Source organism: Paraburkholderia sp. RL17-381-BIF-C (genome assembly GCF_046026435.1).
GTDB lineage: Bacteria > Pseudomonadota > Gammaproteobacteria > Burkholderiales > Burkholderiaceae > Paraburkholderia.
The window spans coordinates 96,900-109,168 of sequence record NZ_JARESX010000009.1 but is presented as its reverse complement, the minus strand read 5'-3'; the positions used below and the strand labels follow the sequence as shown (position 1 = coordinate 109,168).

Annotated in this window: 10 protein-coding genes; 6 read left to right on the top strand and 4 right to left on the bottom strand. The window is 63.4% G+C overall.

Going from position 1 to position 12,269, the window contains the following annotated elements; all coding sequences use genetic code 11:
- The first annotated feature begins 15 nt into the window (after positions 1–15).
- From P0D70_RS08840 to rhaS, 4 genes are all read left to right on the top strand, one after another.
- On the top strand, positions 16–1,566 hold the full coding sequence (locus tag P0D70_RS08840; RefSeq protein ID WP_408184139.1) for a sugar ABC transporter ATP-binding protein: 1,551 nt from the start codon (positions 16–18) through the stop codon (positions 1,564–1,566).
- Positions 1,563–2,621, top strand: a complete 1,059-nt coding sequence (locus P0D70_RS08835; protein ID WP_091807706.1) for an ABC transporter permease — start codon at positions 1,563–1,565, stop codon at positions 2,619–2,621. Before P0D70_RS08840 ends, P0D70_RS08835 begins: the two co-directional genes overlap by 4 nt.
- Positions 2,614–3,630, top strand: a complete 1,017-nt coding sequence (locus tag P0D70_RS08830; RefSeq protein ID WP_408184138.1) for an ABC transporter permease — start codon at positions 2,614–2,616, stop codon at positions 3,628–3,630. Before P0D70_RS08835 ends, P0D70_RS08830 begins: the two co-directional genes overlap by 8 nt.
- 91 nt (positions 3,631–3,721) lie before the next feature.
- Positions 3,722–4,729 carry a rhamnose ABC transporter substrate-binding protein gene (gene rhaS, locus P0D70_RS08825; protein WP_091807711.1) on the top strand — a complete coding sequence of 336 codons (1,008 nt, stop codon included), beginning with the start codon at positions 3,722–3,724 and terminating at the stop codon, positions 4,727–4,729.
- A gap of 131 nt (positions 4,730–4,860) precedes the next feature.
- Here rhaS and P0D70_RS08820 read toward each other — a convergent pair whose 3' ends face one another.
- From P0D70_RS08820 to P0D70_RS08805, 4 genes are all read right to left on the bottom strand, one after another.
- On the bottom strand, positions 4,861–5,937 hold the full coding sequence (locus tag P0D70_RS08820; protein WP_408184137.1) for a porin: 1,077 nt from the start codon (positions 5,935–5,937) through the stop codon (positions 4,861–4,863).
- Positions 5,938–6,016: 79 nt separating this feature from the next.
- Positions 6,017–7,084 (bottom strand): ABC transporter ATP-binding protein, encoded by a 1,068-nt coding sequence (locus P0D70_RS08815; RefSeq protein WP_408184136.1) that lies wholly within the window; start codon positions 7,082–7,084, stop codon positions 6,017–6,019.
- A complete protein-coding gene (locus P0D70_RS08810) occupies positions 7,077–8,846 on the bottom strand; it encodes an ABC transporter permease (protein ID WP_408184135.1) in 1,770 nt (589 codons plus the stop codon). The genes P0D70_RS08815 and P0D70_RS08810 overlap by 8 nt, the downstream gene beginning before the upstream one ends.
- 98 nt (positions 8,847–8,944) lie before the next feature.
- On the bottom strand, positions 8,945–10,033 hold the full coding sequence (locus tag P0D70_RS08805; RefSeq protein ID WP_091807720.1) for an ABC transporter substrate-binding protein: 1,089 nt from the start codon (positions 10,031–10,033) through the stop codon (positions 8,945–8,947).
- Positions 10,034–10,172: 139 nt separating this feature from the next.
- Here P0D70_RS08805 and P0D70_RS08800 point away from each other — a divergent pair, with 139 nt between their 5' ends.
- Positions 10,173–10,844 carry a response regulator gene (locus P0D70_RS08800; RefSeq protein ID WP_408184174.1) on the top strand — a complete coding sequence of 224 codons (672 nt, stop codon included), beginning with the start codon at positions 10,173–10,175 and terminating at the stop codon, positions 10,842–10,844.
- Positions 10,841–12,259, top strand: coding sequence for a sensor histidine kinase (locus P0D70_RS08795; protein WP_408184134.1), 1,419 nt, complete (start codon positions 10,841–10,843; stop codon positions 12,257–12,259). The genes P0D70_RS08800 and P0D70_RS08795 overlap by 4 nt, the downstream gene beginning before the upstream one ends.
- The last annotated feature ends 10 nt before the right edge of the window (positions 12,260–12,269 follow it).

The window sequence follows — 12,269 nt, the reverse complement described above, 5'->3', positions numbered from 1 at the left end:
AGAAGGAGACACGCTGTGCAGCAAGCCACATCCTCAGTACCGCGGCTCGAATTGCGGCACGCGAGTAAATCATTCGGCCGGGTTCGCGCGCTTTCCGACGGCGATCTCGCGCTATGGCCGGGAGAGGTGCATGCGTTGCTGGGCGAGAACGGCGCGGGCAAATCGACGCTCGTGAAGATTCTCGCGGGCGTGCATCAGCCGGATACCGGCGAGTTGCTGGTGGACGGCGTGGCGCGCCGCTTCGCGACACCCGCTGAAGCGCGCGACGCCGGGCTCGCGGTCATCTATCAGGAACCGACGCTGTTCTTCGATCTGTCGATCGCGGAGAACATCTTCATGGGGCGGCAGCCGGTGGACCGGATCGGCCGCATTCAATACGACGCGATGCGCCGCGAGGTGGATGGCTTGCTGGCGTCGCTCGGTGTCGATCTGCGCGCCGATCAGCTGGTGCGCGGTTTGTCGATTGCCGATCAGCAGGTGATCGAAATTGCCAAGGCGTTGTCGCTGAACGCAAACGTGCTCATCATGGACGAACCGACCGCCGCGTTGTCGCTGCCCGAAGTGGAGCGGCTCTTTGCGATCGTGCGCAAGCTGCGCGAGCGTGACGTGGCGATTCTGTTCATCACGCACCGGCTCGACGAAGTATTCGCGCTGACACAGCGCGTCACGATCATGCGCGACGGCGCGAAAGTTTTCGACGGTCTGACCGCCGATCTCACCACTGAGTCGATCGTGGCCAAAATGGTCGGGCGCGATCTGGAAACCTTCTATCCGAAAGCCGACCGCCCGCCTGGGGAAGTGCGCCTGTCGGTACGCGGCCTCACGCGCGTGGGCGTCTTCAAGGACATTTCCTTCGACGTGCGCGCGGGCGAGATTGTGGCGCTGGCCGGGCTGGTCGGCGCGGGGCGCAGCGAAGTCGCGCGCGCGATCTTCGGCATCGATCCGCTCGACTCGGGCGAAATCTGGATTGCCGGCAAGCGCCTGACGGCAGGCCGGCCCGCCGCCGCGGTGCGCGCCGGACTTGCGCTCGTGCCGGAGGACCGCCGGCAACAAGGACTCGCGCTGGAATTGAGCATTGCGCGCAATGCCTCGATGACCGTGCTCGGGCGGCTCGTCAAACACGGCCTCATCTCGACGCGCAGCGAGACGCAACTTGCCAACCAATGGGGCACGCGTTTGCGTCTCAAGGCGGGCGACCCGAACGCGCCGGTCGGCACGTTGTCAGGCGGCAATCAGCAGAAAGTCGTGCTCGGTAAATGGCTGGCAACCGGGCCGAAAGTGCTGATCATCGACGAACCCACGCGTGGGATCGACGTCGGCGCGAAGGCCGAGGTGTATAGCGCGCTCGCCGAACTGGTGCGCGACGGCATGGCGGTGCTGATGATCTCGAGCGAATTGCCCGAAGTACTCGGCATGGCCGACCGTGTGCTGGTGATGCACGAGGGACGTATCAGCGCGGATATAGCGCGTGCCGACGCTGACGAGGAACGCATCATGGGCGCCGCACTTGGCCAACCCGTCGGCCATCCAGTCCAACCGATTCCACCGCTGGGACACGCCGCATGATGCGCCATTCTTCCACCCATCCCGCGCCGGTCCATCCGCCGGTCGCGAAGCGCGCGGCGGGCTCGCCGGGCGGCTTTGCCGCAAGCATCGCAAAGAGCCGCGAAACAACGTTGTTCGTCGTGCTGATTCTGCTGATTGTGGGCACTGGGCTCGCGAAACCACAGTTCCTGAACCTGCAGAACCTGCGCGACGTGCTGCTGAACGTGTCGATCATCAGCTTGCTGACGGCCGGCATGACGGTGGTGATCCTGATGCGGCATATCGATCTGTCGGTCGGCTCGACGGTCGGCATCAGCGCGTATGCGGTCGGCAGCCTGTATGTCGCGTTTCCGCAGATGCCGGTGATCGTCGCGTTGGCCGCGGGGCTTGCCATCGGTCTCGTGGCGGGCGGCATCAATGCGCTGCTCGTCGCGGTGGGGCGCGTGCCGTCGCTGGTGGCGACGCTATCCACGCTGTACATTTTTCGCGGTGCGGACTATGCGTGGGTGCATGGCGGGCAGATCAACGCCACCAGCCTGCCCGATGCTTTCTCTCGTCTCGCGACTGGAACGTTGCTCGGCATTCCGACGCTCGCGCTGATCGCGATCGTCGTGCTGGCCGGTCTCGCCGTGTATCTGAAGCAGTTTCGCGGTGGCCGCGAACACTACGCGATCGGCTCGAATCCGGAGGCGGCGCGTCTCGCCGGTGTGAACGTGGAGCGTCGCGTGATGGCGGGATTTCTGCTCTCTGGCGCGATTGCCGGTTTTGCGGGCGCGTTGTGGCTGGCGCGCTTCGGCACCGTGGATGCCAGCACCGCGAAGGGCATCGAATTGCAAGTGGTGGCCGCCGCCGTGGTGGGTAGTGTCGCAATCACTGGCGGCGTCGGCACGATTCTCGGCGCGACGTTGGGCGCGCTCGTGCTCGGCGTGATCAGCATCGCGCTGGTCGTGCTGCACGTGTCGCCATTCTGGGAGCAGGCCATCGAGGGCGCGCTGATCGTCGCTGCGATTACCGCCGATACCTTGCTGGCCCGCTCCGTCGCCAAACGCATGATGAGGAAACGCGATCATGGCTAAACCCGATTCCGCGCTGCTCACGCGCAAACGCGAAACGCCGCTGCAATGGGAAGTGCTGCTGGTGATCGTGCTGATTCTCTCGCTCGCGCTAGGGCGGTTGCTGTCGCCGGTGTTTCTCACCGGCGCGAATCTGAGCAACGTGCTGGCGGATCTGACCGAAATTGCGTTGATGGCGCTGCCGATGACGCTGATCATCGTCGCCGCCGAAATCGATCTGTCGGTGGCCTCGGTGCTCGGCGCGTCCAGCGCGTTGATGGGCGTGCTATGGCACATGGGCTTGCCGATGCCGCTCGTGATCGTGCTGGTGCTGATCGCGGGATCCTTGGCCGGTCTGCTGAACGGCCTCGTGATCGTCAAGCTCAATCTGCCTTCGCTCGCGGTCACGATCGGCACGTTGGCGCTGTTTCGCGGCCTCGCCTATGTGCTGCTCGGCGACCAGGCGGTGGCGGATTTCCCCGCGGCTTACACGGCGTTCGGCATGGACACGGTTGGTTCGAGTTTCATACCGCTGCCGTTTGTGATCGTGATTGTCGGCGCGGTGGTGTTCACCGTGCTGCTGCAGTCCACGGCGTTCGGCCGCAGTCTCTATGCGATCGGCGCGAATCCGACCGCCGCGGCGTTCTCCGGTATCGAAGTGGCAAAGATCCGCTTGCGTCTGTTCGTGCTGTCCGGCGTCATGAGCGCGCTGGCGGGCGTGGTCTATACGCTGCGCTTCACGAGCGCGCGGGGCGACAACGGTGAAGGTTTCGAGTTGTCGGTGATCGCGGCGGTGCTGTTCGGCGGTGTGAGCATTTTCGGCGGACGCGGGTCGATGATCGGCGTGCTGCTGTCGCTGCTGATTATCGGCGTGCTGAAAAACGCGCTGACGCTCGACGACGTATCCAGCGAGACGTTGACCATCGTGACCGGCGTGCTGCTGCTGGCCTCGGTGCTGATACCGAATCTGGTGGCGCGCTGGCGCGCGGCGCGCGACCGGCGTTTCATCGCGAAGTCCGCATCTTCAGTCTAAGTTTTTAGCCGTGCCTGCATCTGCGAAGAGAAAGTCTAACAACCGATAACCCGGACAACGTCACGTCCAACAACAAGGCAGGAGACACTTCATGTTCAAACCTCTACGTCACACCGGCACCGCGGCGCTCTGCGTTGCGTTGATCGCGATCAGTTGCGCCGCGTCCGCCGCGGGCCTGAAAAGCGGTCTGAAAATCGCATTCGTGCCGAAGCAGATCAACAACCCCTACGAAGTGATCGCCGACGACGGCGGCATGACCGCGATCAAGGAATTCGGCGGCGTGGGCAAAGCGGTGGGCCCGTCGGATGCGGGCGCGTCGTCGCAAGTGCAGTACATCAATACGCTGATTACGCAGCGCCAGGACGCGATCGTGATCGCAGCGAACGACGCCAATGCGGTGGTGCCGTATCTGAAGAAAGCGATGTCGCAAGGCATCAAGGTCGTGACCTTCGACTCGGACACGGCGCCCGAGGGCCGGCAACTGTTCGTCAACCAGGCGAACGCGGAAGGCATCGGCCGTGGCCAGGTTCAACTGGTGGCCAAGCTGATGGGCGGCGAGGGCGAGTTCGCCGTGCTGTCGGCCACGCCCAATGCGACCAATCAGAACACGTGGATCAAGTGGATGCAGGAGGAACTGAAAAAGCCCGAGTATTCGAAGATCAAGCTCGTGAAGATCGCGTACGGTAACGACGACGATCAGAAGTCATTCACCGAAACGCAAGGTCTGCTGCAGGCATACCCGAATCTGAAGGCGATCGTCGCGCCGACCACGGTCGGTATTGCCGCAGCCGCGCGTTATATCTCCACTTCGTCGAGTAAGGGCAAGGTGGCGGTGACCGGTCTCGGTACGCCGAACCAGATGCGTGCGTTCGTGAAGAACGGCACCGTGAAGGCGTTCCAGTTGTGGGATCCGGGTCAACTCGGCTACCTGGCTGCTTATGCCGCGGCGGCGCTGTCTTCGGGCACGATCAGCGGTAAGGAAGGCGAGTCGTTCGACGCCGGCAAGCTCGGCAAACGGACCATCGGGCCGCAAGGCGAAATCATTCTTGGACCGCCCACTACGTTCGACTCGAGCAATATCGACAACTTTAACTTCTGAGTGGGCAAGCATCGCCGCGTGGTTTCTCGCGGCGATGCTTTTCACGAGACAAGAAACACGAGGCGCGCCGGCAAACAACAGCCCGCGCGCTTTTTTCTTCCGGAAGCCTGAAGCGCTTAAGCGCAACTGCTTCAGAAGCGATGCTGAATACCCGCCGTCACGCCAGTTTGCGTATCCGCCACACCGATCAAATCGCGTGACAGACTGACAGCATTGTCATGCTTGGCCATCGCATAGCCGCCCGCCATATACAGCACCGTGCGCTTGGACAGCGCGTACTGCGCGCGCAGCGAGAACAGCGTCGGATCGGCGTCGCTCGCGTCCTTGATGTCCTGATGGTAGACCGCCGCGAACAGCGAGAAGAACGGCGTCACCTCATATTGACCGCCGAGCCAGTACATGTCGCTGCGCAAAGTGGGCGCGGCGGTGTGGAACGTGCGCTGGTAGTTCCGATAACCGGCCATTGCCTTCACGGCGCCGAAGTCGTAGCTCAGGCCTGCGTGAATGCCCTGGATATAGTTGGTGGTATCGGCGGGCGTGACGCTGTCGTTCGCGCCGTTCTGCCGGTCGAAGGTCACGACCGCGGCGAACGGACCGGTCTCGTAGCCAAGAGCGAAGTCGTACTTCGAACTCGACTTCATGCTGCCCGGCACGTTGCCGAAACCATACATCGCGCCGAACTTGAAGCCGGAGAAGGTGCCGTCATAACGCACCGCGTTGGACGAGCGCGAGAACAGACCGTCCTTGCGGCCGCCCGTCGCCGTGGATGACGTCGCCCACGAGTAGTTCGGCGCATACCCCATTGGGTCGAACTGCAGCATGTAGTCGTACGTGGTCGTGAAATTGCGGCCGAGCGTGATTTGCCCGAAGCGGTTTTTCAGGCCGATGGTTGCACGGCGGTCGAAGATCGCGCCGGAGCTGTCGTCGAACTGGCCGTTGGCGATGTTGATGCCGCTTTCCAGCTGGAACACCGCCTTCAGCCCGCCACCGAGATCCTCGACGCCGCGCAAACCCCAGCGCGAAGTGTTCTTGCCGCCGGACACGAGGCGCGTGGCGCCACCGTCTTTGCTGGCATGGTTCACGTACTCGACACCCGCGTCGACGATGCCGTACAGGGTCACGCTCGATTGCGCGTGCGCGCCGGCTGCAAAACCGGCGAGTCCGGCGCAAGTGACGCCGACGGTCGCCTTCTTCATACTCCACTTCATCAACAGTCTCCTGTGGTTGGTTTGTTACTTCGATTGGGCAGCCTGAAGGAGAGGTCCTTCGGGGTCTGCATGCCGCGCTTCAGCTCGCCTGAGCGAAGGCCCAGCAGTCGTTGGCGGGGAATTCGATCCAGTGGCGGCCGGCCGCGCGCGGCACGTGGCCAAAGGCGCGCAAGCGCAGGTCGCCGCAATGGAACAGGTATTCCCAGCGGTCGCCGAGATACATCGACGTAACGAGGTCGGCTTCGAGCCGGTTCGCGCCGGGTCCGTCGGCGACCTGCACGCGTTCGAGGCGGATCACGGCCTGCGCGTGCTGTCCGGCCGTGAGTGCTTCGCGTGCTTGCGCCTGCAGTTGCCAGCCGTCGCCGGCAAGCGTCACGCGTTCGCCGTCGACCGCGGCCACGCGTGCCTCGATGCGGTTGTTGCTGCCCATGAACTCGGCGGTGTAGAGCGAGCGGGGCGCGCCGTACAGTTCGGCGGGCGTGCCTTCCTGTTCGATACGGCCGTTGCGTAGCAACAGAATGCGGTCGGACATCGCCATCGCTTCGGTCTGGTCGTGCGTCACGCACAACGCAGAGAGGCCCAGTGACACGATCAGCTCGCGCAGCCAGGCGCGGGCTTCTTCGCGCAGCTTGGCGTCCAGATTCGAGAGCGGTTCGTCGAGCAGAATCACCGGCGGGTTGTAGACCAGTGCTCGCGCAATCGCGACACGCTGTTGCTGGCCGCCGGAAAGCTGATACGGATAACGCGCGGCAAGGTGGCCGAGGCCGAGTTGGTCGAGTGCGGCCTGCACGCGTTTTTTCTGCTCGGCGGGCGAGACGCGCCGCAGTTTCAATCCATAGCCGACGTTATCGGCCACCGTGCGATGCGGCCACAGCGCATACGACTGGAACACGAGTCCCAGCGAGCGCTGCTCGACCGGCAGATCGACATGCGCCGCGCCGTCGAAAAACGCCTTGCCGTCCAGTTCGATGCGGCCCGACGACGGCTGTTCGAGTCCGGCCACCGCGCGCAGCAGCGTGGTCTTGCCGCTGCCCGACGCGCCCAGCAGGCAGACCACTTCACCGGGGTTCAGTTCGAACGACACGCCTTTGAGAATCGGGTTGTCGCCATAGCTCAGAAAGAGGTTGTCGACTGAGAGCTTATCCATGCAATTTCACTCCGAAGCGCAGCGCGACACCGAGTCCGGCGCCGACCATCGCGATGTTGATGACAGAAAGCGCCGCGACCTGATCGACCGACCCGGTGGCCCACAGCGACACGAGCAGCGCGCCGATCACTTCCGTGCCGGGCGAGAGCAGATAAACAGCGGTCGAATATTCGCGCTCGAAGATCATGAAAATCAGCAGCCACGCGGCGAGCAGGCCGAAGCGCACGAGTGGCAGCGTCACATCGAGACTGACGCGCGCACGCGTGGCGCCGACGCTGCGTCCCGCTTCCTCCAGTTCAGGCCCGACTTGCAGCAGCGCGCTCTGAATCAGGCGCATGCCGTAGGCGAGCCACACGACGGTGTACGCGATCCAGATGCTCCACATCGAGTTCTTCAGTTCCTTGAGGCCGGGCACGAACAGGAACACCCACAGGAACGCGAGACCGGCGAGCAGGCCCGGCACCGCACGCGGCAGCAGCACGAGGTAATCGAGCAGGCGCGTGGCCCAGTCGTTGCGGCGATGACCGGCGAACGCCACCAGCGAATAGAAGCCGACCGCCAGCGCGCCGCCGAACACGCCGATGCCGAGCGTGTTGAGAATCGCGCGGACCAGGTTGTTCTGCTCGAACAGTTCCGTGAAGTTGGCAAGCGTGAGCGCATCCGCGAGATGCACGCCATGTCCCCAGTGCGTGACGAACGCACGTAACGTAATGCCGGAGATCGGCACGAACACCGTCAAGAATAGCCACAGCGCGACGATGCCGAGCGCGACCCAGCGCCACACGCCGAGCGGCAGCACGGTCTGCCGTCCCGCCTTGCCCTTGACCGTCACGAAGCGGTTCGCGCTCCTTAGCAGCCGGCGTTGCAGCAGCACGAGCGGGAACGTGATCGCGACGATGCACATCGCGACCGCGGCCATCAGGTGATACGAGGGCACGCCCAGCTTGTTGGTGAGCTTGTAGAGATAGGTGGCCAGCACGAGGTGCCCTTCGGGATCGCCGAGTACGAGCGGCAAGCCGAATACTTCGAAGCCGAGGAAGAACACCAGCACGCCGGCGAACAGCAGCGCGGGCAGGGTCATCGGCAGGCTCACGTCGAGCGCGACGCGAAACGGCCGCGCACCGGCCACACGGGCCGCTTCTTCGACATCCGAGCCGAGATTGCGCAGCGCCGCCGACGAATACAGGTACACGTGCGGCACATGCGTGAGGCCGACGATTACCGTGATGGCGAAAACCGAATAGATGGTCCACGGCGCTTGCGCGGTGCCGAACAGTTCCGTCCACCAGACCGAGTAAAAACCGACCGGGCCGGCGGCGACCACGTAGCCGAAGGCGAGCACCATCGGCGAGACGAACACGGGCGTGAGCAGCAACGGTTCGAGCCAGCGGCGGCCGGGCAGGTCGGTGCGCACCATCAGGAACGCGAGAACGCCGCCGAGTGGAATCGAGATGAACAGCATCCCGGCCGCGATGACAAAGGAGTTTTTCAGCGCGGACCAGAAGTCCGGGTCGCTAAAAATGAATTCGAAGCCGGCGAGGCCGAGCGTGCGCTTTGCGTCGAAGAATGGCGCGCTCAGCACGCTTTGCAGCAGGATGAAGCCGAGTGGCAGCGCCACCGCCACGGTCAGCACCGCGATGACGAGCCAGCGCAGCAGTCCCATGAACGGCTGCAGTCCGCCGCTCGGCAGCGCGCCGATGGAGCCGCCGTCTGCCGCGTGCGGTGGTGCCGCGCGGTGTCCGGTTGCGCTAGTGGAAAGCATGAGTGTCCCCCTGCGGCACAAAGCCGCATATCGACAGGTATGGAAGGAAGTGCGGCCGCGCGTGTCAGCGCGCGCGCCGCTGTGTCAAACGCGAAGGGCTAGCGCTTGATCGACTGTTGCCATTGCTTGAAGAATTCGAGGCGCTTGGACTGGTCGAGGTAGACCAGCAAGCCCGAGCCGATCGGGATCGGTTTGAGCGAGTCGCCGAGCTGCTTCGTGAGGCCGGCCATCGACGTTTCACCCTGCACGTCCGCGCGAATCGAGAACAGGCCCGCCTGATTCGCCAGCAAGGTCTGGCCGCGTTCCGAGAGCAGATAGTCGACCCACAGCTTCGCGGCGTTCGGGCTGTGTGCTTTCTTCGAGATCGTCACGAGCCGGCTGACAACTAGCGTGTAGTCCTTCGGATAGACGTAGCCGATCGACGGATCTTTCTTTGCTTTGGTCTGCGCGTACGAGCCGAGAATGTTGTAGCCGATCAGGTTCTCGCCCGAGGAAATGCGCTCCATCATCGCGCCGGTGCTCGATTGCAGTTTCGGGCCGGTGGCGCCGATGGCTTTCACCAGATTCCACGTGACCTGCGGATTGACCCGCACGTCCTGAGTCAGATAGTTGAAGCCCACGCCGGACTTTTCGATGTCGTAAGTGGTGACGCGGCCCTTGAACTGATCGGGCCTGGCTTGCAGCAGTTTGATCAGATCGGCGCGCGTTTGCGGCACGTCGCCGGGCGGCAGCAGGCGTTTGTTGTAGACGATCGCGAGCGGCTCGTAGGTGGTGCCGTAAGCCTGTTTCTGGTACTGCGCCCATTGCGGCAACTGATTCGTCTCGGGCGACTCGTAGGTGGCCATCAAGCCGTCGTTGACGAGCTTGACCTGCAGATCCATGGCTGAACTCCACAACACGTCGGCGCTGATGCTGCTCGCTGCGTTCTCGCTGATATAGCGGTTGTATAGCTCGGTGCTGCTCATGTCGTTGTAGTCGACCTTGACGCCATACATGCTTTCAAAGTCCTTGATGAGCGGACGCACCAGCGCGGTGTCCGTGACCGAGTAGACGATCAGCTTGCCTTCCTTTTTTGCGCCGTCGATAGTGGCCTGGTAATCGCCTGGATAGCCGGCCGGAATGGCTGCCCATGCGGAATTGACGGTGAATGCGACAGCTGCTGCGAGTACTTTCAAAGCGTTTTGCACGTCTTCCTCCAGATAACTTCGTGTTGGTTTTGTGTAGGCGAATGGTAAGAGGTCGGTGCTTTCTGAACGCTTTCAATTTTCGAGGGAAATGCGTCACAATGGTCGAATTCGCCTCATGGATTTCCCTGGGATTCTGCTCATGCGTGTGCTGCTCGTCGAAGACAATCCGATCCTTTCCCGCTCGCTCACCGACGCGCTGACCAGCGCGAAACTCACGGTCGACTGCATGCACGACGGTGAATCAGCCGACCACGTGCTTCGTACGCAGGACTACGCATTGGTGATTCTCGATATCGGTTTGCCGAAACTCGACGGCCTCGAAGTGCTGCGCCGTTTGCGCGCACGCCGCAACGCCGTGCCGGTGCTAATGCTGACCGCGCACGGTTCGGTCGAGGAGCGCGTGCGCGGCCTCGATCTCGGCGCCGACGACTATCTCGCCAAGCCTTTCGCCCTCACCGAACTCGAAGCGCGCGCGCGTGCGCTGTTACGCCGCAGCCACGGTCAGGAACCGCTCAACGCACAATGCGGCACGCTGCTTTACGACAGCGTGGACCGGAGTTTCACGCTCAACGGAGAATCGCTTGCGCTGACGCCGCGCGAGCGCTCGGTGCTGGAAGTGCTGATCCTGCGTAACGGCCGCGCGATCAACAAGGACACGCTGTCGGAGAAAATTTTCGGGCTCGACGAATCGGTGAATGCGGACGCGATCGAAATCTATGTGTACCGCTTGCGCAAGAAACTCGAACACAGTTCGGTCGGCATCGTGACGCTGCGCGGACTCGGTTATTTGCTGGAAGCAAAAAGCGCATGACGCAGCCGAATCTGCGCGTACGTGTCGCACTATGGCTGCTGGTGCCGCTGCTTCTGCTGCTCGCGTTCGACGCGTGGCTCACGTATCAGCGTGCGATGAACGCGGCGCATGCGGCATTCGACCGCACGCTCGAATTTTCGCTGCGCTCGATTCGCGACGGCATCCGCTTGCGCGACGGCGAGATCGAAGTCGATCTTCCGTACCTCGCTCTGGAGATGTTCGAATCGAATGGCGGCGGCAACATCTACTATCAGATTCGCGAGGAAGGTGGGCGCGTGGTGACCGGATATCCTGACTTGCCGGACGCCGGCAACGTGTCGGGTGAGCCCTACCGCGTGCGTTTCTATGACGGCGTGTTTCGCGGCCGCCCGCTGCGTATCGCCATGCTCAGGCTGCCCGTGCACGACGTGCCGAGCGCGCAGACGCGGGTGGTGCTGGTGAGAGTGGGTGAAACGATCGAGCAGCGTCAGGCGTTGGCGCGCGAGATTCTGACCGGCTCGCTGCAACAGGAAGGCTTGCTGGTGGTGCTCGCGCTCGGCATCGTGTGGCTGGGCGTGGCGCGCGGCTTGCGGCCGTTGAACCGTTTGTCGGCAAAAGTGGCCGCGCGCGCGGAGGATGATCCGACGCCGCTCGACACGGTCGGGCTGCCGAGCGAAGTGACGCCGCTAGTCGATTCGATCAATCAGTACATCGGCCGCACGCAGTTGATGCAGTCGTCGCGCAGGCGTTTTTTCAACGACGCCGCGCATCAGTTGAAAACGCCGCTTGCGGTGATTCAGGCGGAGTCCGAACTGGCGCTGCGTGATATCGACGGCACGGAAGCGGGTTCGACTGGCGATCGTCGGCAGGGGGTGCATTTGCGGCGGCTGAATCGCGCGGTGCAGCACGCGGTGCGCATCGTGCAACAGTTGCTGTCGCTCTCGCGGCTCGAAGCGCACAGCGGCTATACGGTCAGGCACGCGGCCGTGCCGCTGCATGAGGTGGCGCGCAGCGTGACGCTCGACTGGTCGCCGGTGGCTCGCGCACGTGGCATCGATCTCGGTTTCGAGCAGGACGCGCGTGTCGACGTGATGGGGCAAAGCGATCTGCTCGCGGAACTGGTCGGCAATCTGATCGATAACGCGATCCGCTATTCAGGCGATGGTGCGGTGATTACCGTGCGGGTCGCGCGCGAAGGCGAACAGGCGTTGCTGCAGGTGATCGACAATGGGCCGGGCATTGCCATGAGCGAGCGCGAGGCGGTGTTCGAGCGCTTCTATCGCAGCGAAGCGACGCAGGCGGTGGAAGGCAGCGGACTGGGTTTGTCGATCGTGCGGGAAATCGCGCGCGTACACGGTGCGCTGGTTGCGCTCGCCGATGCGCATGGCGGCGGATTGATCGTCAGCGTGCTGCTTCCGCCGTTGAAGGCGGCGTAACGCCGGCGCT